The organism is Methanosarcina sp. 2.H.T.1A.6 (assembly GCF_000979455.1).
Classification (GTDB): domain Archaea; phylum Halobacteriota; class Methanosarcinia; order Methanosarcinales; family Methanosarcinaceae; genus Methanosarcina.
In genome coordinates, this window is record NZ_JJOY01000023.1 from 68,760 (window position 1) to 89,661 (window position 20,902).

Below are 20,902 nucleotides of genomic sequence, written 5' to 3' on the forward strand. Positions count from 1 at the left end.
TTACATACCTCCCTCGATCAGTCTCTGTATGAATATGATCAGGGCAAGCAGCCCGCTGAAGGCAAGACCTAAAACGACTCCGTAGAAAGAGTTCCCATAAATTCCTGCCATATAGGAGGTGTTTTCACGGCCGGGCCATGAGTTCATGAGCGGTTTGCTGGGCGAAAGTGAGTTTAACAGATCTTCTGCAATTAAGTCCAGTTTGTCCATTCTCTCAAAGACAGGTTCCATGGAATAGAGAACCGAGTCTGCCCTTTCTTCTGCTACAACTGCAGTGTCAGGGTCCATGACCAGGTGTACTTCGGGAGCTATGCGAATCATGCTCATTGCAATTCCTCCGCACTGGGCAGCAGCCCGGTTCCAACAACCGCGTGTGCATCTCTCTTGACAAGCCCATAGTACTTCATAAAGGCAAAAGCCCAGATAATAAGTCCTATAAAGATGTTTAATCCGGCTGCCATCAGTCCTTCATGGAGTGAAGATGCAAAACCTGCAATAACTACTGCGATGGCTGCCTTTTCAACAGCTAACATGAGAGTTCTGTCCTGTTTCTCATCAGGACCGAGGTTAGCATTGAAGGGGTGAAGGATTCCCATGCCGCCTATGATAAAGATCAGTGCAATGTATCCATTTGCGACTACGTTCTCAATAACTGGGCCATATGTGAATTCCCCTGCAATGACAACGCTTAATCCTATAATTGCCAGGGTTCCTGCACCTGCAATTTCCACCATGGCTTGTTCCATAATGGGGATGCCCATTCCGATTACCTTGTTTGCAAGGACACCGATAATGGCACCTATAACTGCGGCTGCAATAAAGGACACTATGGGTCCTGCAATGCCTCCTACGGAAAGCCCGAACAGGGCAGCGACAATTCCCATACCAAGGGCGATCATACCAATGGATGGAACCCCGGTACCAAGACCGTAGCTTGCAACACGGCGAACCGCATCAGCACCCCATACAATGGCGCAGATTGCTCCAAGGCCTCCGAAGAAGGAAAATGCTGGAGGCATGAAGTGGCCCAGGTAAATCCCTGCGAGACCGCCGACTGCACCAATAGCCATTATTGTTTGTTGAGGATACCCGCCTTTGGCTCCTCCTCCTGCTCCACCTGCAGACATTTTTAGATACCTCCGAGCTGTGAAATTGCGATTACTGCCACAATGGCACAGAATATCGTTGCTATAAAGGAAGATATTACCGCCTTTGGCCACTTCTTCCACTTGGGGTCGTGGAAACCTTCGATTGTACCTCCGATGTTATAGGAGGGAATCACAGCGTTCACGAAGAAGATGCCTATTGCGAACATTGCAGCAATTCCTACAAGTTCATTTCCTGTAACCGAAGTGCTTGCGCCCACACTGAGACCGGCAGTAATGCCCACTTCTATAAGAGAATAATATATGAGGGCTCCGCCGATTCCACCAAGGCAGCCGCCAATTACACCACTGACAAATGAGACTGTTGGAAGTCCGTGCCCCTCAGTACCCTGGGAGACATACAGGTCCTGTCTGTATTTTGTAATAGGGTCGACTTTTACCTTTGCTGAGGAAGGTACACAGCCCACACCGTAGACGTAAACCCAGGTTCCGACGATCATGGTTACAGCAATCATGATCATTGCCCCTACTGCACCCGAGGCAAGAATTAAGGGAAGATCCTTTGTCACGTTCATCATGAACCCGGCACTGACAAGTCCTGTCAGACCTGCTCCGGCTGCCAGTTGCACGGTACCAGTACCGATACCGGTTGCCTGAGCCATAGCTGCAGGTGCACCACCCACAGGCACGAAGTGGACACTCCAGGAAATCAGGACGCCACCAATTACAATGAATGCCATCCAAATGATATTAGCCATAAGGGCGTCAATCATGCTGAAGCCTCCTCGGTTTTGTCTTCTTTGTAAGGCCCAAATGCCTTGCGAGCTTCGACTTCAATCTTCCAGTTCCAGATAATTAAGATAAGGACAATGGCGACACCTGCGATAACAGAGAACCAGCCCTGTGTGAGGCCTTTAGCAGGATCAAAAATAGTGGTAACCCAGCTACCAAGGAATACAGTCATACCAAAAGCAATGCCTGTGACAGGACCTCCGAACTTGGCACAGAACCAGGAGTTATCGTACCCGTTTCTGATCCCGGATTCTCCATATCTGACAATGTTTCCCGAATTTGAAGCATTGAGCCCGGAACCGAACTCGAACTGCTGGAATTCACGCTCTGCCCCGTAGTGGACGTCACCTGTAGATGAACCAATTGCACCTACTGTAATACCCCAGATAAAGGCAAGCATGGTTAGCGGGAATGGATGTCCAAGCACGACGGTCATCATATAAGATACAATAAGGATACAGAAAGTTGTTATGAATGAGTATCCCATGATTACCGGGGTGTGACTTCTTATCATATCCAGATAAATTGGCTGCTTGAAGCGCTTCTGGCTGGCTGAACGGCCCAGTACAGAGGTGACGGCAAAGGTGCCGTGGACGCATGCTGCAACAAGGGAACCGATTACCAGTGCAAAGAGTGGAGATAAAGTAAATTCACTTATTAATACTGTAGCTACGGCTGCACCTACCGAGCACATTAACGCGTTTGAGGGTGGTTCCCCCGATACCGCTTTATTATATATTCTGTGCGGAAACATCATTTGGGGGGCTAACTGGACCTGTGAGTTGGGATTACTCTGGGATCCGACATCGGATTCGAGGTCCTCTGAGGCACCTGCAATGGTTGCAGCTACGCCAATAAGTGCCAGCACTCCCATGCCTATGAGTGGTTCCATTCATTTTCCTCCTTTATGTTATTAACATGTTAATAAGCTGGATTCAAAAACGTTATACATTTTTTTAAAAACGTCTGCCATCTCATTGCAAATAAAAATGATGATGACGAGCATTAAATTTTGGATTAGAGAGGATCATTCATAAACCTTTCGAATTAAGGACGCTTTTAAAATATTATTATATGATTATATATTATACAATCAATTTTATAAGATGTAGTGAGCCGGCTAAAATAAACAAAATTCCATATATATAAAAAAAAATAAATTATACTTTCTCCAGTATCATATAAAGATTCCGATTGTTACGAATGAATTTTTTTATTTATTTTTAATAATATATCATCTATTTTTATAATAATAGGTTATCACAACGTGGTTTTTATATTACTAACTTTTATAAAATGTAAATCTCACCAATATCCTTTATTTTTTTCAGGGACAAAAAGGACATTTTTCCGTTTCATAATTTTTAATTATTTTCTATTGTCCTTCTTCTCCGTAAAAATATATTCTTCAGGACATAACTATCTATTTATTTAGAAACTATTTATTAATTCTTTTACTAAGAAGGGCTGGTAACAATTTATTATATATAAATATGTTGGCTATATTTCTGTCTTTATAGCAATTTAAAGCCTTCTGCCCCGGGTTACATGCAAATCTCATCTGTTTTTTCCTTCGTGGTACAAGTGCTTTCATAAATTAGCACAGTTTTGCCGCTTTCTGGTTGTTACGGGCACCGCAAAAGAACTTTATATTTGGTCTCCTTGCTTAATGCGTGATCTTCGGAGCTTCATCCTTTGCTGGTTCCCTTAAGGAACTAAAGGAAAATGTGAGGTCTATAGAATTATATGTCCCTAAACTGGGAATTTATAATGGGTCGGTACTTGAAAAGAAAGAACTTGAGCGTATCCTTGACGAAATGTCAGCATACTATTTTGCAGGTACTGTTCACGCCCCCTATTCTGCAGCAGATCCTAAGTACCCTGCAGCCTTGCAGGTGGATACTGCAAAAATGGGGGACAGAGAGTTTACTCTCATTGAAGAGTCCATGTCAATTGCAAACAAAATAGGGTCTCATGTAGTGGTGCTGCACCCTGGCAGAGTTGGGGCCGAGAGAGAAAAATCCTTTGCTTCAATGGTCAATAACCTCAAATTTCTTGCCTCTCTGGCTGAAGACTATGGAGTTATGCTGGGGCTTGAAAATAAGGAAGGGACAGATCCCTCGAACTTTTGCTGTGAAGCAGAAGATCTTTCCCGGACCATTGAAATTGTGAACTCCGACCATCTTAAGGCTACTTTTGATATCGGGCACGCGAACCTCACCTGCGGGGGAGACTCTGAAAAACTCAGGACGTTTGTCCGGACCCTGCAGGAACATATTATTCACCTTCATCTGCATGACAACAGCGGGCAGTGGACTGAAAAATATGATGGGGACGAACATATGGTGCCAGGGAATGGATGCGTCGATTTTTCGGTCCTCAAACTGCTTTCCGACTACAGGGGTGTCTATAACCTGGAAGTCTTCTCCCTGGAAGATGTTCAGCTTGGGAAAAAAATCGTTGAAAAAGCTCTATATTCTTGAAGCGGTTAAACTCCAAAAAAGAAATAAATGGCCGGGGTCGATTAAGAACCTCAGCCTTTCTTAATAACCCTTTTTTAGTAGAAGTCCAGTTTAATTCCTTTCTGGCCAAGCACTTTTTTAAGCTCTTCATAAGCTGTAAAAAGCTCTTTTTTCTGTCTTCCAACGGTTTCAAGTTTTGGTTCGGCTTTGAGCCAGATATCCTGCTCTCCACTTCCCCTTGTAACAGCTACGCAGGCAAGCATGTCTCCATGGGTCAGCCTGTATACGGAATCAAGCCCTGTTGGAGTAACCCATGCCGGTGAGCTGGTTTTCAGCCTTTCCACAAGTTCGTGCCAGCTGAGAGTCCCCGAAGCCCGGAGGTTAAGCTGAAGGTGGGTGCGTTCCCCTGCAATGTTCTCATCAACATTTTTGAGGAAAGCACTGTATGAGGGGTCTGCCTCATTGATCTCACGTGTTTCGTAGCGGGCAAGCTTTTCGGCTTCCTCTTCGAAAAAGGGCGCAAGGTTAACCCTGCTTGAGGGTTTTGTCATAAGGGAGACTCCAATGAAGGTAATGGCACTCAGGCCCATTCCCACAATAACACCGTGGCTCATCAGGACCGGGTGGATTGTTTCAAGGTAGTAAGGTGCCATGGGAGGAGTCCTTATTAAGTCCAGGGCTACAAGGGTTACCTGGACTGCAAATCCTACCAGCATCCCTGCAAACGCTCCTTCTTTCGTAGCTCTTTTCCAGTACAGGCCTCCCATGAGAGGGAAGAAGTAGGAAGCGCTTGCAATAAAGGTTGCAATATGAATTGCATCGATTATATTGGGAATTACAAATGAGCCGGCAGTCGCAGCAAGCACAATAATGAGCACGCTGATCCTGTTTACAACCAGCATTTCCTTCATTGTAGCATCAGGCTTTATGTATCTCTGGTAAATGTCCCTTGAGATACAGGATGCTCCTGAGGTTGCAAAAGTGTCCGCACATGACATGGAAGCTGCTGCAAGCCCGATTGCGCTGAGGGCTATTATCAGGGGAGCTGAGGCGAAACGTTCACTGACAAAGGCAAGAAGCGCAGGTTCTGCCAGAGCCATTCCTGCAGGAAAACCCATTCCTGCTATTTCAGGGTAAATGGCGTTGAGAGCTATTGCAATTACAGCACATGCCGCGAAAACTACAGTGATCATAAGGGACCCTATGATCATCCCAAGACGGGCTGATTTTGCATCCCTTGCAGCCCATACCTTCTGCCAGGGGTCCTGTTCCGTGATCCAGCCCGGGATGATTGCCAGCACAAAGATAAGAACCATGGGAATTCCAATTGAGAAGGGGTTCCACCACGTATCCGGTACGTTTCCGAAAAGCTCTGAGCTGCTTATTGCAGGAGTATTAAGGCCTCCATCAGCTACTGCTCCTACTGCGGCAAAAGCCATTGCTATTGTGAAGATCGCAAGGAAACCAAACTGGACAACATCTGTCCAGACTACCGCCGAAAGCCCGCCCAGGGTTACGTAAAGGGAGACTGCAATTGCAACGATAGCTGCAGCATAAAGAGGATCAAGGCCGTAGAAGACCTGGAGCACCAGGGAGAGCCCTGTAACATCTGCTACCGCAAAAAGAATCATCACTACAGTAATGATCAGGGCAATCGGCCATCGGACTGCGCTGCCATAGCGCTGTTCCAGAAGTTCGGGTTGTGTGATTGCAGGCAGGTTCTTGATCTTCCCCACAAGTATTGCAATGATAAGAAGGGCGAGGATGTTGGGGGCGACAAAAGCCCATATAGAACCCATTCCCTGCAGCATGTAAAACCCGATAACCGCAAGAAGTCCTCCGGCTGTCAGCCATGATGCTGCAGCCGAAAATCCGAGGGCTGAGGGGCCAATCCGGCGTCCCGCAAGCCAGAAGTCAGTAACAGATTTCTGTTTTTTATTAAAGTACCAGCCAATAGCCACAAGTCCGGCTATGTAGACCGCAAGCAACGTCAAGAATATATTATAACCATCCATAAGGACACCTTTAAAAGGATCAAATAATGTATATGAGTACTATCCATTTTATAGAAATTTTTCCTGAAAATATCACAATCATTCAGGAGTACTTTGCTTTTATATATTCTCATCTTATTAAATATGGGTAAGTAAATTTTACTTCAATTCTACTATTTTATTTATTCCTTGGATGTTTTACGAGCTGCTTTTTTCAAATAAATGCAAGTTAACTTGGTTTTTACTCTTTTTGATTCTTGATTTTCGATTCTTGATTTTCGATTCTTGATTTTTGATTCTTGATTTTCGATTCTTGATTTTAATTCTGAATTACATTTTTTTATATGGACCGTTTTTTCGCATGGAAAACGCTTTTTTAAGCCTCTACTCCTTCTTTTTTGTTTATCCAGGCTCCCTCTATGTGAAAACGTGGCCGTTTTACTCAAAAGGTTTATATCTGATATGTTAAAGACCACATAACCATGAAAGGTAAAATCGAAGTTTTTAAGGTAATCGCGGTTTTCTTAATCCTGATTACTATATTTGGAGGCCTTGGATGCGTTGACAACCAGGCAGAGGGCGAAAGTGCCGGAACAATGGATAATAGTTCTGGAAATCCTTCTTCAGGTTCAGGGGAAGTCCTGACGATTTTCCATGCCGGAAGCCTGAGTGTGCCCTTTGAGGAGCTTGAAGCCGAGTTCGAAGCCCAGCATCCGGGGGTTGATGTTCAGCGGGAAGCTGCAGGGAGTGCGCAGAGTGTAAGAAAGATCACCGAACTTGGAAAGCAGGCTGATGTTCTGGCATCTGCGGATTATGTCCTGATCCCATCCTTGATGATGCCGGAATATGCGGACTGGTATGCGGCTTTTGCAAGAAACCAGATTGTAATCGCTTACACGAATGAAAGCATGTACAGCGACGAGATCAATGCAAACAACTGGTATGAGATCCTCAGGCGTCCCGGGGTAACCTACGGCTTTTCTAACCCTAACGACGATCCATGCGGCTACAGGACTCAGATGGTGACACAGCTCGCAGAGTTCTATTACGATAACAGCACGATCTATGACGACCTGATCCTGAATAAGACTGGCATGACTGCCACAACAGAGGAAAACGGGACAGTTCTGGTACACGTCCCTGCATCCGAAGCCCTCTCCCCTGACACCAGCAAGATCATGCTCAGGAGTATGGAAGTTGAACTTTCTTCTGCCCTTGAGACCGGGGAAATCGACTATTTCTATATCTACAGGAGTGTTGCTGTCCAGCACGGCTTTGAATACGTGGAGCTCCCACCTGAAATTGATCTGGGGTCTATCGAATATGCTGACAATTACTCGAAAGTCCAGGTGGAAATGGCAAACGGAGAAGTAGTTACGGGATCTTCTATCGTGTACGGTGTAACAATTCCCAAAAATGCGAAAAACCCGGAACTTGCCACTGAATTCGTAAAACTCCTCCTCGATGAGCTTGGTCAGCAGATTTTCATAGAGAACGGACAGCCTCCGATTGTCCCTGCCATTTCCGAAGGAAAAGATAAAATGCCTGAAGAATTGCAGGCTCTTGTGGAATAAAGATGAACTCTCCCTGGTCCGGAAACCTGTTTCAAACACCTCTGATAAGGTGAACTTCAGAATTCAAGGACTCAGGGAATTACTTAAAAACAAAAACGGCAGTAAAAGGGTATAAGAATGAAAGCCACAACCCGAAAAATCCGTCGAATTGAGCCTATGACTTTCGTCTTTTCCCTTATCTTGCTCGTTCTTTTCCTTTTTATTTTCCTGACTCTTGCAAACATGATCTTCGGGCAATTGGTGGGGGATTTTTCGGGCCTGGTAAAAGCCGCAGGAAACAGTTCAGTAATGGGAGCTATTTTCCTCTCTCTATATGCGGGTTTTCTTGCAACCCTCCTTGCTCTTTTTCTCGGAGCTCCGACAGGTTACATTCTTGCAAGGTTTGATTTTCCCGGAAAAAGGCTTGTTGAGAGCATAATTGATGTGCCTGTTGTAGTTCCGCATACGGTTGCAGGAATTGCCCTTCTTACGGTTTTCGGGTCAAGGGGGCTTATTGGCGGACCCCTTGAACCCTATATCCAGTTCCGCGATGCTCTTCCGGGAATTGTGGTCGCAATGCTTTTCGTGTCCCTGCCTTATCTGGCAAATTCTGCAAGGGAAGGCTTCAAAAGTGTGGACCCGAGACTTGAAAATGCAGCCCGTTCTCTGGGAGCTCCTCTCTGGAAAGCATTTTTCTTTGTAACCCTCCCGCTTTCAGCAAGGCATCTCTTAATAGGTGCAGTCATGACCTGGGCAAGGGCTATAAGTGAGTTTGGAGCAGTCGTGATTATCGCCTACTACCCTATGATAGGGCCCACTCTTATCTATGACCGTTTTCTCTCTTACGGGCTTTCGGCGTCCAGACCCATAGCCGTACTGCTTATACTGGTCACGCTTTCGATATTTCTTGTAATAAGAGTCATTTCCGCAGGCTGGAGTATATATGATAGAGATTGAATCCCTTTCCAGGATATGGAAGAATTTTTCCCTGAACGAGCTTAGCCTTAAAGTTGAATCAGGGGAATATTTTGTGATCCTTGGGCCCACAGGAGCCGGAAAAACCCTGCTTCTTGAACTGATCGCAGGTTTTCATGTCCCTGATTCCGGAAGGGTCCTGGTTGATGGAAAAGATGTGACACACCTGCCTCCGGAAAAGCACAACCTTGCTTTTGTTTACCAGAATTATTCGCTTTTCCCTCACATGAGCGTGAAAAAAAATATCGAGTTCGGGATGAGGATGAAAAGAATAAAAGACCCGAAACGTGTTCTGGAAACTGCCCGAGATCTGAAAATCACCCATCTTCTTGACCGAAACCCTCTAACGCTTTCAGGAGGAGAACAGCAGAGAGTCGCCCTTGCAAGAGCCCTTGTCACTGACCCGAAAATTCTCCTCCTGGACGAGCCCCTTAGTGCGCTTGACCCCCGCACGCAGGAAAATGCCAGGGAAATGCTTTCGGTTCTCCATAAAAAGAATAAACTGACTGTGCTGCATATTACTCATGACCAGACAGAAGCCCGCATAATGGCTGACAGGATTGCAGTCGTAATGGATGGTAAGCTTATACAGGTCGGTACTCCTAAAGATATTTTCGAAAATCCGGTTGATAGCCAGGTAGCCAGCTTTGTAGGTTTTGAAAACGTGCTGAAAGGCATGGTCATCTCTGCTGACCGCGGGCTTTTACGGATCGAGACCGGGGGAGCAGTAATCGACGCCTCGGGAGATATGGAAGCAGGAGATCAGGTCTATGCCTTCCTGAGGCCCGAAAACATAGCTTTAAGTAAAACTTCCACACAATCCAGCATCAGAAACTCTCTGCAGGGCAGGGTTACGGAAGTCTGGATACTTGGAGCTCTTGTGCGGGTGAAGGTTGATTGCGGGGTCCCCCTGAACGCCCTCATAACCCGGCAGTCGGCAGAAGAGATGGATCTCTCTCCGGGTGTCCCGGTCTATGCCCAGTTCAAGGCAAGTTCTGTCCATGTGCTCCGCTAAAAAGGTGAATGTCTGTGAAAGCGAAAACAAAGCTCTGGTTTACTGAAGATGGAAGAACGGTTATGGGTGCTGGCAGAGCTGAGTTGTTGAAAACAATTGACGAAGAACGATCTCTTCGGAAAGCCTGTCAGAAACTCGGAATCTCGTACAAGCACGCCTGGATGATGCTGAAAAAAATGAATGAAGCTCTCGGCGAACCTGCGGTAGTTACTGTGCGCGGGGGAAAGGACCAGGGTACTTTCCTGACCGAGCTTGGAAGAAAACTGCTGGTTGAATACGATCTGAACAAAAAACTGATCAATGAAGCCGTAGAAGACGAAACCTCCTGGGAAAACGTAGGTTTCAAATTTTCAGCCCGAAACAAGCTTCCCGGAAGGGTACTTGAAGTCGAGAAAAGCGGGCTTGTTTCCAAGATCACCATTGAGCTGGAACCTTCAGTCCTTACTTCTGTAGTTACGGAAGAGGCAGTGGAAAAGCTGGATATAAAACCCGGAGACCGGATTTATGCGGTCATAAAATCCACTGAGGTAATGGTCGCAAAAGCTGTCAGTGAAAAAGGGCAGATAAAAACTGATTCAGCAGATTCTGATGAATAATCGCTCCGGCTGAAAATTACTCTCTTAAAATCCTTTTAATTTAAAGGCCCCTTTTAATTTAATGGCCATTCAATTCAAGGCCTATTCAATTCAAGGCCTATTCAATTCAAGGCCTATTCAATTCAAGGTCTATTCAATTCAAAGCCTATTTCAATTCAAGGTCTATTCAATTCAAGGATCCATAGTTATCAGGGATTCTGAGTCTTTTTATATATCTCTCAGATTAAAATTTCAAATAAATTTTTTGAGAACTAATCGTTGAAAAAATGTTTTCCCGATTGAAAGAATCAATTGCTCTATTCCGGCTTGAGTTAACTCTCAAACCGGATGGCAACTGATTAATTGTTATTTCTCAGGTATCGTTCTCTTTTGACCCTTTCACTTCTTCTTCACTTTAGTCCTGTTTCTTTTTTCTTAACATGATGAAACAGGCTCCGAGAGCCATTGCAATACCTGTCCCCAGCTCATATCCTGGGAGCGTCTGTTTAGCAGGCAGGACTTCTGTGTTGATCTTGACGGTATCTGAGATCTGGTCATGTCCGTCGGCGTCTTCATACATAATCTCGCTATTAAGGGAATAAGGCTTTGCAGTTGCTGTATCATCTACATCCATTTCAAACGCAGCAACAGCGCTTTTTCCCGGGTTCAAAGTTCCTAGATAAGCCTGGTCATCGGTGGTACTGAAGGGGTCAGCTGCACTGACTCTTACAGTCGCATCTTTTGCAGGTTCTTCTCCGGTGTTTTTGTATACGACGTAAAGCATCCCGCTTTCGCCAGGGTAAAGGTCACCTGTTACATTTGTGGCTTCAAAGTAAGGTTCTTTTTTGACTTCTATCTCTATAGTCTGAGTCTGAGTCTTGTTTTCGTACCAGATGCCTACTTCCTTATTTGTCACAAGGCCTGTAATGCTATCAAATTCATCTCCTCCAACCTGAACATTGTTCTGGTACTGGTATGAAAGTTCAAGAGTCAAGGGATAGGTACCTGCAGGAGTATTTTTGTTAATCTCTATCGCAAACTTTGTGGGACTTGCGCTTTGTTTCCCCTGCTTGAGAGTGCCTGCTTGCTGGGAACCCGATTTGACCTTAATATTCGGATCATCGGATTTAAGGGTTGCAAGGATGCCTACTGCTGTTGTAACCTGTGCCTCATACTGCATTTCTGATTGCTGGAGCATCAAATCCACATAATCTCCAAAAGTTGCTTCATTTTCAGACTTAAATCCGGATATAGTGCCTTTGTTCATCATTTCTATGTTAAGGGTTACAGTATCTCCTCTGGAATACTCATTGTCTCCAATGAGTGTTGCATTAAGGTCAGGCCCTCCGTACACTGTGTAGTAGTTTTCACTAATATCAAAATTTTTTGGTAGAGCTGCCTGTGCTGGCAGGACTGCAGAGCAAAGGATCAGAATGGTCGTGACAGCAATAAAAAATCCATTTTTATTCATTTTCATCACCTGATGCGTTCTCATTATTCTGGTTTCTTTTCCGGTGTGCATTTCCGATCTGGTAAAGGGTGATAAGGATAATCAGTACGATTGCTATGCCTGTTGTGCTGAATTTCTTCTCTGTAGCTTCAAGGGGCACATTCACTTTCATGTTTTCTGAAAAGGAAGTTTCCCCTTCTTCATCAACATATTTTATTTCGCTATTTATGCCGTAGTTTTTCACAATGGCTTCCTGGTCTGCCGAAATCTCGAAGCTGGCAGTCTTTTCTTCCCCGGGTCCTATATCTCCCAGCCTTACTATAGGCTTCTCAGTACTCAGGGGACTCATGACAATTATCCGGGCTAAGGCATCTTTTGCTACGCTTTCTCTGGTGTTTTTATAGGTAACTTCAATAACTTTACTCTCTCCCTGCACCAGGCTGCCGGATACATTGGTTACTTCTAATTTAGGTTCGCTTTTTACGGAAACAGGTATTCTGAGAATTTCTGTTTTCGTTTTATACTCTCTTGTGTAATCCACATCCGTAAGCCCCAGGTTTATTACATCTGCAGTTACAGTTCGGACGTTTGCCTGGTATTCATAGGTTACAGGTAGGAGGAGTTCATAATCCCCTGCAGGTGTATCGCCATCGATTTTTATCGTGTAGCTGAGGGTTGACGTATGGCCTGTTTCAAGTTCTTCCACACTCTTAACACCGGTTGTGGACTCAATTTCAATGTACTCCGTTCCTGATTGAAGAGTAGCTTCGATGTCTTTTGCTGTCGTACATTCTTTTTCTTCTTTCATCTCTTCCAGTGCAATCGTTTCCTCCATGGAATCGTTTATTCTTTTCTGGTTTACGTTCAGCCTCTGAAAACCATCTATAATTCCACGATTCGCGATTTTTACCTTCAGGTCTGCAGTTTCTCCCCTGTTGAACTCGGGATCTCCTGTGATTGATACCTGCATGACCGGTTCCCCGTAACTCCTGTAATAGTCTACGGTGTACCCATGGTCTGGGATAATGAAGTTCGTTTCATCATCGTCATCGTTTCCGAGGGCTGGAAGTGCAGTCACTGATACTAGTAATAGAATTAACGCAAATGTAGTAACTTTCTTAATCATTTTTTGCCTTAATTTTTTTATGGGCACTTGTGTCATATCTCGGCCCCCTGAATTTGTTTTTTTATCTCTGTTTCTTTTTCTACCATCCTGGCTCCTTTTCTCCTATCCCTCCAGGTATCAAGGAAAACTATCAGTGGTGGGAAAACCACAAAGGTAGCCAGGAGAGCCAGCACGACATCGATAACCGTAACCATACCAAAGTCGGCTATCATGGGGAAAGGAGAAGCCAGCAGGGCCATAAACCCAAATACGGTAGTCGCTCCTGAAGCAACGATTGCACTTCCTATTTTGGAACTGGCCATGTGGATTGCTTCCATAGGACTTTGCCCTTTATCCTTTTCTTCAAAGTAACGTTCCATCATGAGGACAGCATATTCGGACCCTACTCCTAAGATCAAAGCTCCCAAAGTTGCTGTTAGAGGAGTGTAGCTGATGTTAAGATAACTCATGACTCCTCCTGACCAGCCGATAACTATGACCATTGGAATTATAGGGACCAGAGCTTTCACCCAGTCTCTGTAAACAATATAAAGCCCTGCGAGTACGAGGACAAGGCCGAGGAAAGTCATTGCTATCCGTCCACTGGTAAGAGCAGTAATGACCTCTATAAAGACGACCGAGTTTCCGGTAATCGTGGCTGTGATACCTGGGGGAGCTGGCATCCACTGCATATCCTGCTTAACGATGTTTGTAAGTTCTTTAATACCCACTACCTTGATGTCTGCAACCGCATTCCCTATATTGAAGTTCAGGAGAAGCATATTTTTCCCGTACATGTAGCGGTTCTTCTGCGCTTCAGGGATTTCGGAATAAATTTCCTCTATCTCCTGGCTGGTGTCAGGAATCACTCCCCCATTCCTTTCCTTTACGAGAGATACGATGCTCGAAGCGCTGTAAATATGGCTACTGGTTGCCACCTCATGTTCGGAAAACTGGTCAATCCATTTCAGGACATCAGGGTTGGCTGTGTCATCAACTTTTATTATAAGGTTTAATTCGTCGCTTCCGCCCATGATATCCCCCATGTGTTTGAGGTCCACAAGGGAAGGCATATCCTGGGGTACAAATTCTTGAACGTCAGTCTGGATAGGCACGGACTGATCTAGGTAGATGCCGCCAAAGCAGAGCAAGCATGCGATCCCCAGTACGATAACATCATATTTGATCGTCAGGTCCGTTGTTTTCTGGAGGACATTTCCTATTAAGTGGTTGCTTTCTCCCTCTCCTTCAGGCTTTTTCTTCTTTCCCGAATCTGCAGGTTTTATCTTATTTGCTACCTTCCTCAAGGGGTTTTTATCTGAATATTTATCAAATATTGAGATTGTTGCAACACCTACGAATATAGAGGAGAGGTAACACATGGCAATGCCTATCAGGAGCAGTTTCCCAAAGTCCTGGATCATTGGCACCGTGGATGTGAAAAGGGAAAAAAAACCAAGGGCTGTCATTGTTAGGGCGATGAGGACCGCAGGACCTGTGTGCTTTACGGTTTCTATAACTGCTCTTTTTTTGTTCCCTTTTTCATGCAGTTCTTCTTCAAGTCTGTTATGGAACTGGATGGCATAGTCAATCCCTACGCCTATGAGGATCGGGAATGCAGACATTGAAACCATAGACATTGGAATCCCTACATAACCCATAGCTCCGAATGTGTAAACAATTCCGAGAAGCACTACTGGCAGAGGAAGAAGACACCAGCGGACATGTCTGAACACGAGGAGTAGTACAATAACCATGAAAATAGCTGAAAGCCCTAAAAGTACACCCATGCTGGAATTCATTTCTTTGTTCATGGAGATTTGGAATGCCGGGTCACCTGTAACGATAATATTGTAAGAAGGTGGAAATTCCGCAAATGGAACTGCATCTTCAGTGGCAGTAAGGATGTCCTGCTGAGTTTTGTCATTGGCTGAGCCGGCCATTACTATCGAAATCAACATATGGGTATTGTCAGGGATAATCTGACCGAAAATAGAAGGATTTCCGTCTATGATAGCTTCTATTTCTTCATTGGTTTCGGGAAGTTCATACCTCCCTGTTGTCTTGTAGTTGATCGTTTTGATAAGGGAGGCAGGGCTTGTAGTCTCAATCACTCCGTCCGTTGCCGCAAGCTGATGTTCTAACCTGTCCACAGCCTCCATCAGGTCAGCATTTCTCACCTCGTTGCCCTCTACCATTACAACAATAGACTGTGTCTGAAAAATATTCTGATAAAGGTGATCGTAGTTCTGGTAGAGAGGAGAGTCTTTCCCGACAAAGGTCTCCGTCCCTGCTTTCATCTCTATTAGCTGTGCTCCCTGCATTGATATGATTATGAACAGGAAAGCTATCAGGAGTACGGAAAAACGGTTATTCTGAATAATAAACCCCAGTTTTTCAAAAGATTTTTTAATATTTGATTCCTCTCATAATTTTTAATATGAAGTACCATTTAGGAACCTTGATTCACATCTTCAACCTGCCGGGTTTCCCTTTTGGCTGGAGGTTCCCCATCCAAGGTTTGTTATTATTACATTTCTATCCTTTTTATACTGTTTGATACGTTCTTAAGTCTCGTAGATTTGCTGGCTTATAGAGATAGAAAAGATTTAAATCTATTGTTACTTTAGGGGTAACAAATGTTTTCACAACTTAATCCTCAGTTAATTCATAATCTGGAGAGGCTAGGGCTAACTGAAAACGAGGCAAAAGCCTATGTTGGGGTTGTCAGTTTGAGAGAGACTACGGCCAGGGAAGTCCATGAACTCACTAATGTGCCAAGAGCCAAGATATACGAAGTCCTTAAAGTGCTGGCAAAGAAGGGTTATCTGGAAATCCGCCAGGGTTCTCCAACCTATTTTCGTGCAGTTGACCCTAAGCAGGTAATAGGCAAGATAAAAGATGAATTCATCAACTGCGCAATCGAGGCGCTTGACCAGCTCAATGAATTGAGTTACGAACTTCCTAAAACATCTCCTGTCTGGTGTATCCAGAGTGAGTGGGGAATAAAAAATAGAATCCGTGAAATTCTCAGTGGAGTAAAGGAAGAGCTGATTGTTTTTGCATCCAGCCCCGAAATCTTGCAGGAATTTGAGGCAGATCTTAAAAAATTGGAAAAAACTTGTCGATTAACCTTTATTGTGAATGAACTGGACAGGTTCAAATTGCTGCCGTTTGAGTTTAGAGAGACTACAAAAGAATTCTCGGACTTCATGAATAATATTGTAATTGATGGGCTCCAGTATGATGAACAATTCTTCATGATAGCGGATGGAAAAGAATCAATAGGAGTCCACAGTGCAGGAAACAAAAGAGAAGCAGTCGTAATCAAGTTGCCAGTCGTTTGCTACCTGCAAAAAATGATCTATAACAGGGTGCTTGAGCCGAGTTTCATTAAAAAAGATCTTAACTCTGTTTAAGAACCTTAACATGTTGCCGATCTAAAGACGTTCATACTTTCGGATACTATTATTTGGCTACTATTAATATGATCTAATATTATCTAATATGATCTAATATGAGCTGAAAGTAGAGTTCTCTAACAGGGCTCTTTTCACAGATGCAGGGAACAGAGTTAAGCAGGTGTATAATATGAATAGTGTAAAAATTGAAGGCGTTAGTATTCAATGGTTCGGGAATTCCGGTTTTCTGCTTGAAGGGGATGGCATAAAAATCTATATCGACCCGTATAAGATCGATAAAGAACCAGCTTTTGATGACAAGGCAGATATTCTCCTCATCACACATGAGCACTTTGACCATTGCAGCCCCACGGATATTCGGAAAGTCCGGAGGTCTGACACAACCACATTGATCCCTGAGAGCTGTTCCCTTGAGTTCAGAGGTGATGCCAGGAGGGTTGCTGAAGGGGATATCCTGGCTGACGGGCTTGAGATCAAAGGGGTTCGGATTGAGGTGGTCCCAGCCTATAACCTTGATAAACCATACCATCCCAGGGGACTTGGAGTGGGGTATATAGTAGAACTTGGAGGATTGAGGATCTACCATGCAGGAGACTGCGACTTCTTCCCGGAGATGGAGACTTTCAGTGCCGATATAGCTCTTCTGCCCATCGGGGGTACATATACCATGGATGAAGAAGAAGCTGCCAGCGCAGTAGCAGTTATCTCTCCGAGGTTTGTTATTCCCATGCACTACGGGTATTCAGAAGGAATGGACGGAGACCCCGAAAGGTTTAAAGCCCTTGTACACAGCAAGAATCCAGATATTAACGTGATTATTCTTGATTCCTGATTTCGCTTTTTGAGAAGGGCTGAAACAGGACTCCTTGATCAGAAAAAAAGGATCGGTCTATCAATGCCTAAAGTAGCCAGAAAAAAGCAGAAAAACCTTATTCTGAATATAGCAGTCCAGCGTATGTGGCGGCTTTTTGAGCTTGCGAAAGCTGAGTTTCCAGAAAACCCTGAGCGCAGCAGGCGTTACGTACAGCTCATACGAAATATCTCTATGAGGAACAGGATTAGCATTCCAGGGGAAATTAAAAGCAGGATCTGCAAACATTGTTATGCGTTCCTTATGCCTGGACACAATGCCCGTTACAGATTGAAAGGAGGGTTTATTGTCGTATCCTGCGAGCACTGCGGAAAGGAAATGAGGCACCCCTATAAAAGGTTGAAATAAAAAGGTTGGACTTATGGTTTCCGGCTGCTTCTTCCTGAACCGGATTCAAGTTAGCATCGAAGTTAGAAGTTGTTTCACAATATAGGTTACAAGGAGAATAACGCTTACGATCATTAGATATGAGAATACGTTTCTGTATACTACGTCTTTTCCGGAACCTGCCTTCATCCCCAGGGATCCGGCACAGCCACCACAGGAAGCAGAGTCACACCCGCATCCCAGCTTGACTTCTTGATAGGGGCTCTTAACACTTTTTTTGATATTACCTGAACTGTTGTTTATGACAGGCAGTATTTTTTTATTGTTTTCGGACATGTATGCAGGGTTTGCATCCAAATGATATAAACGTTCTTTTTAAATCTCAAGAATATCCGGCATATTTCCCGAATATGAATGAGTTTTTCCCTAAGGGTGCTCTTTCCCTGCCATAAAGGTGTCAGCCAGTGAGTTTACGCCTTAGAAGGAATTTCCTGCCCTCTCATCTTTCTTATTGACAAAGAGATCTGCTTTGCAATAACGGATTTTGGACCCTTATCATCCACGAGCACTCTCCCGCTGACTTCCCACCAGGATTTTGGATAGGCTTTTTCAGGCTCTACTTCAGGGTTCAGGCCCAGCTGCCTGGCAGCTTCCTTAATCTCATTCAGATGAGGCTCCTTTACGGCATTTTTTCGAGAGATTATCCTTCCATTGCTTCTGGATTTAGTCTGGTCAATGTATGCAGGCCAGATTACAAGTTTTCCTTTGTCTTTCATCATCATGTTATCTTCGTTCTAAATTGCTTTCATCAAATTTAAAACTGCCCGGCAGCTTCTGAGTTTCTGAGTTTCTTTTTATCAATGTAAAGTTTCTTTTTGTCAATGTAAAGTTTCTGGTTTTTCTCCATATCTGATACCCTGTAACTATTTATCTTCCCCGGACAATTTCTGGACGGTGCATTATATGATTCCGGTGTTTTCAATTGATGAAAAAGTCAGGGCTTACATCAGGAAGAGCGAGCAGGACTTCAGGCTTTCCACTTCTCCGGAGGGGCCTGTGCTTCTCCCGCTTGGGGAATCCTCTTCCAAACCCTCTGACCTGAAAATCCTTGTTGGCAGCAATATTCTTTACGTTTCCAAACTTCAGGCAAAATATATCAAAAAAATTGACTGGCCTATGGTAGAAAGGTATCTGAGTTCATCAGGAGAATCAAAAACCTGAACTTGAGCTTTGATTGCTATTTTTATTGTGGCTATTCCTATTTTTATTTTTATGCAATGATTTTTACTTTTCTGTTAGCTAAACCGGAGCTATTTTGTGTTTTTCTTCTGACAGGTTATCCGTTTTGTTTATTAAGAAGAGAGAGCATAGGATAAAGGCTGACCTGTTACAGATCCTGCAAGCTTCGCTCTAAATAAAAGGAAAATTGCTGCAGGCTGAAAAGAGATCGCTTCAAGCCCAAGGGAGAATTCTTCCGTGAAAATGAGAACAAAAAGTATATTTATGCTCCTTGCCCTGCTGGTGGTCTTCATGTCGGGCTGTATTGACCAAAAAAAGGAGATCATTCTGGATGAGCCTGGTAATATCTCCAATTATGAATATGAGGTTTTTCTGGATGAGTGGGATAATGAAATTCCAGCAAATACCACCACATATTATATTTTGGGAGACAAAACAGAGGTACAGGTCGTCCAGCTCGTCATAAATAGCAGCAAGCTTGAAATTTTTCCGTCAGACTCTCTTGGCGGAGGTTCTAATGAAGACCCCATTAAAAATCTTGTACTTCTGGCGGAACCTGCAAATGAAACTGTAGCAAGTTCAAAAACTTTTATGAGGCTTTCAAATAGCAGCAACGTTTCGGATATCAATTATACTCTTACGCAGGAAATTACCCGGAATATGAAGGTAATAAACCTTGAATTTGAAGAACCTGTTACGGGTTTTATTGCGTACACCCTTGATACGCCCGGAACTCAGAGTTTTGCTTTTATGAAACCTGACTCCGAGTTCATCCGTGTGATTCTTCCGAAGGGTTTTGCCACAGGTAATAGAGTATTCGGAATAGCAAGGCCTGAACCTTATGACACAAGCTTCGATGAAGAAGGAAGGCAGACTCTCCTGTGGATCTCTTCCAAGATGGGAGGACGGGAAGAGGCTATTCAGGTTAAATACTATGCTGAATCCGCACCCATGTATTTCTTCGCTGCAATTGTAGCCCTGCTATTCGGGGTTGCTACGGTGCTTTCGCGTTATTCCAGGAGCAAAAAAGAACTGGAAAGCGTTCGGGAGATTTTCGAACTCGAAAAGGAATATGAAGAAAAAGCACGTAGGAAAAAGAAATAACCCGAGACAAATATTCTCCTTATTTTCAGTCGAATACCCCGCAGCTTGCTGCGGGGTGCGCCAGCGCAGTTTCAATTTATTCCAGGGTTCTTTTTTCAAACACTTATTTATTTTTAGACCAACAATCAACTATTTATTCAAGTTTTGCATATTATATTCTTGATGAAGGCGTGGGGAAGTCTCCGACACAAATTCTTTTATTTCTTAAATTCTGCACCGGAAGGTCTCTCTCCTGTTATCGGTTCCCTGCTCCTTCTTCTAATCGTTTTTGTGCTTGTGGGGGCAGTTGCTAGCAGCATTAATCTCTCCGAAGGCAGGACAAATTTTCAGCCTCCTTTTGCAAAAATTACTCTTGAATCCTGCGAAGGGGGGATTTACGGTGCCGGACCTGTAAGCAAATGGGTCACGTTTAAGGAAAATCAAATTGTCCTTATGCATGAGGGGGGAGATTCCCTTCCATTAGATTCTATCTCGATAAGAATTTCCGGATATGGCAATTCTTTCAAGGGAAATATTTCTAATGGAACTGGAAAAAGAATTGAAGGAGATGTAGAGGTTTTTTACCTGGACCTGAGCCAAAAAGGAAAAAATAAGGACTATACGGCTCGAAATCGTGCAGTTTTGGAGGATGGGTCCTGGGATGTGGGTGAAAAATTGATTCTTTGCGGAAGAGACAGTGCTAGTGGGAATATTTATTCCAGTGTTAAGGTCAGTGTAGGCGGGGTCGATGAAACTAAGAATAATTATGGTTTCAAAGCAGGCACTGAAATTACCCTGATGGTTATTGACCGCAAAGGCAGGAATGTTCTTGCTGAAAGGACAGCTATCGTCAAACTCGCCGAGTGATAAAACATTTTGGCAAGTTCGATCCGGATCATATAAATACGTTGGGCGAGGCGAGAGATGAAATCG

The 20,902-nt window shown here is 44.1% G+C and carries 21 protein-coding genes; 11 read left to right on the forward strand and 10 right to left on the reverse strand.

The annotated features are described in order from the left end of the window. The 4 genes from EO98_RS05340 to mtrE are packed head-to-tail and all read right to left on the reverse strand — an operon-like array spanning position 1 to position 2,790. Positions 1-327: a tetrahydromethanopterin S-methyltransferase subunit B gene (locus EO98_RS05340; protein WP_048131342.1), complete on the reverse strand. Its 327-nt coding sequence runs from the start codon at positions 325-327 to the stop codon at positions 1-3. Continuing rightward, positions 324-1,127: a tetrahydromethanopterin S-methyltransferase subunit MtrC gene (gene mtrC, locus EO98_RS05345; protein ID WP_048139963.1), complete on the reverse strand. Its 804-nt coding sequence runs from the start codon at positions 1,125-1,127 to the stop codon at positions 324-326. Before mtrC ends, EO98_RS05340 begins: the two co-directional genes overlap by 4 nt. Before the next feature lie 2 nt (positions 1,128-1,129). Beyond that, positions 1,130-1,879 (reverse strand): tetrahydromethanopterin S-methyltransferase subunit D, encoded by a 750-nt coding sequence (gene mtrD / locus EO98_RS05350; protein ID WP_048139961.1) that lies wholly within the window; start codon positions 1,877-1,879, stop codon positions 1,130-1,132. Beyond that, entirely contained in the window at positions 1,876-2,790 is a 915-nt protein-coding gene (gene mtrE / locus EO98_RS05355; RefSeq protein WP_048139959.1) for a tetrahydromethanopterin S-methyltransferase subunit E, read from the reverse strand. The genes mtrD and mtrE overlap by 4 nt, the downstream gene beginning before the upstream one ends. Positions 2,791-3,571: 781 nt before the next feature. On the opposite strand from mtrE, the gene EO98_RS05360 reads away from it, so the two are divergent. Continuing rightward, a complete protein-coding gene (locus EO98_RS05360; protein ID WP_048139957.1) occupies positions 3,572-4,381 on the forward strand; it encodes a sugar phosphate isomerase/epimerase family protein in 810 nt (269 codons plus the stop codon). A gap of 74 nt (positions 4,382-4,455) precedes the next feature. Here EO98_RS05360 and EO98_RS05365 read toward each other — a convergent pair whose 3' ends face one another. Continuing rightward, positions 4,456-6,375 carry a sodium:solute symporter gene (locus tag EO98_RS05365; RefSeq protein ID WP_048139955.1) on the reverse strand — a complete coding sequence of 640 codons (1,920 nt, stop codon included), beginning with the start codon at positions 6,373-6,375 and terminating at the stop codon, positions 4,456-4,458. Between the two features lie 461 nt (positions 6,376-6,836). Between EO98_RS05365 and wtpA the strand changes: the two genes are divergently transcribed. The 4 genes from wtpA to EO98_RS05385 all read left to right on the forward strand — a co-directional run bounded on the left by wtpA (position 6,837) and on the right by EO98_RS05385 (position 10,493). Beyond that, a complete protein-coding gene (gene wtpA / locus EO98_RS05370) occupies positions 6,837-7,928 on the forward strand; it encodes a tungstate ABC transporter substrate-binding protein WtpA (RefSeq protein ID WP_048139952.1) in 1,092 nt (363 codons plus the stop codon). A gap of 117 nt (positions 7,929-8,045) precedes the next feature. Beyond that, complete coding sequence (locus EO98_RS05375) at positions 8,046-8,864, forward strand: ABC transporter permease (protein ID WP_082098482.1); 819 nt, start codon at positions 8,046-8,048, stop codon at positions 8,862-8,864. After that, positions 8,851-9,897 carry an ATP-binding cassette domain-containing protein gene (locus EO98_RS05380; RefSeq protein WP_048139950.1) on the forward strand — a complete coding sequence of 349 codons (1,047 nt, stop codon included), beginning with the start codon at positions 8,851-8,853 and terminating at the stop codon, positions 9,895-9,897. Before EO98_RS05375 ends, EO98_RS05380 begins: the two co-directional genes overlap by 14 nt. A gap of 14 nt (positions 9,898-9,911) precedes the next feature. Further along, positions 9,912-10,493 (forward strand): TOBE domain-containing protein, encoded by a 582-nt coding sequence (locus EO98_RS05385; RefSeq protein WP_048140081.1) that lies wholly within the window; start codon positions 9,912-9,914, stop codon positions 10,491-10,493. Positions 10,494-10,887: 394 nt separating this feature from the next. Here EO98_RS05385 and EO98_RS05390 read toward each other — a convergent pair whose 3' ends face one another. The 3 genes from EO98_RS05390 to EO98_RS05400 form a co-directional block, all read right to left on the reverse strand. Beyond that, positions 10,888-11,943, reverse strand: coding sequence for a COG1361 S-layer family protein (locus EO98_RS05390; protein WP_048139948.1), 1,056 nt, complete (start codon positions 11,941-11,943; stop codon positions 10,888-10,890). Then, positions 11,936-13,000 (reverse strand): COG1361 S-layer family protein, encoded by a 1,065-nt coding sequence (locus EO98_RS05395; protein ID WP_235283573.1) that lies wholly within the window; start codon positions 12,998-13,000, stop codon positions 11,936-11,938. Before EO98_RS05395 ends, EO98_RS05390 begins: the two co-directional genes overlap by 8 nt. A gap of 80 nt (positions 13,001-13,080) precedes the next feature. Then, positions 13,081-15,351, reverse strand: a complete 2,271-nt coding sequence (locus EO98_RS05400; protein WP_235283572.1) for an RND family transporter — start codon at positions 15,349-15,351, stop codon at positions 13,081-13,083. A 315-nt stretch (positions 15,352-15,666) separates the two neighbouring features. On the opposite strand from EO98_RS05400, the gene EO98_RS05405 reads away from it, so the two are divergent. From EO98_RS05405 to EO98_RS05415, 3 genes are all read left to right on the forward strand, one after another. Beyond that, the gene (locus EO98_RS05405) at positions 15,667-16,446 is read left to right on the forward strand and encodes a TrmB family transcriptional regulator (protein ID WP_048139942.1); all 780 of its coding nucleotides are present in this window, start codon (positions 15,667-15,669) and stop codon (positions 16,444-16,446) included. Between the two features lie 172 nt (positions 16,447-16,618). Continuing rightward, positions 16,619-17,281 carry an MBL fold metallo-hydrolase gene (locus tag EO98_RS05410; RefSeq protein WP_048139940.1) on the forward strand — a complete coding sequence of 221 codons (663 nt, stop codon included), beginning with the start codon at positions 16,619-16,621 and terminating at the stop codon, positions 17,279-17,281. A gap of 63 nt (positions 17,282-17,344) precedes the next feature. Beyond that, positions 17,345-17,668, forward strand: coding sequence for a ribonuclease P protein component 4 (locus tag EO98_RS05415; RefSeq protein ID WP_048131361.1), 324 nt, complete (start codon positions 17,345-17,347; stop codon positions 17,666-17,668). Positions 17,669-17,713: 45 nt separating this feature from the next. On the opposite strand, the gene EO98_RS05420 is transcribed toward EO98_RS05415, so the two are convergent. Together EO98_RS05420 and EO98_RS05425 are read right to left on the reverse strand one after the other, a co-directional pair. Continuing rightward, positions 17,714-17,983, reverse strand: coding sequence for a hypothetical protein (locus EO98_RS05420; protein ID WP_156161030.1), 270 nt, complete (start codon positions 17,981-17,983; stop codon positions 17,714-17,716). 134 nt (positions 17,984-18,117) lie between these two features. After that, positions 18,118-18,423: a signal recognition particle protein Srp19 gene (locus EO98_RS05425; protein ID WP_048140079.1), complete on the reverse strand. Its 306-nt coding sequence runs from the start codon at positions 18,421-18,423 to the stop codon at positions 18,118-18,120. Positions 18,424-18,610: 187 nt separating this feature from the next. Here EO98_RS05425 and EO98_RS05430 point away from each other — a divergent pair, with 187 nt between their 5' ends. The 3 genes from EO98_RS05430 to EO98_RS05440 all read left to right on the forward strand — a co-directional run bounded on the left by EO98_RS05430 (position 18,611) and on the right by EO98_RS05440 (position 20,836). After that, the gene (locus EO98_RS05430; RefSeq protein ID WP_048131328.1) at positions 18,611-18,868 is read left to right on the forward strand and encodes a hypothetical protein; all 258 of its coding nucleotides are present in this window, start codon (positions 18,611-18,613) and stop codon (positions 18,866-18,868) included. Positions 18,869-19,129: 261 nt separating this feature from the next. Then, positions 19,130-19,990, forward strand: a complete 861-nt coding sequence (locus EO98_RS05435) for a DUF5803 family protein (RefSeq protein WP_235283577.1) — start codon at positions 19,130-19,132, stop codon at positions 19,988-19,990. 162 nt (positions 19,991-20,152) lie between these two features. Next, positions 20,153-20,836 (forward strand): type IV pilin, encoded by a 684-nt coding sequence (locus EO98_RS05440; RefSeq protein WP_048139934.1) that lies wholly within the window; start codon positions 20,153-20,155, stop codon positions 20,834-20,836. Positions 20,837-20,902 lie beyond the last annotated feature (66 nt).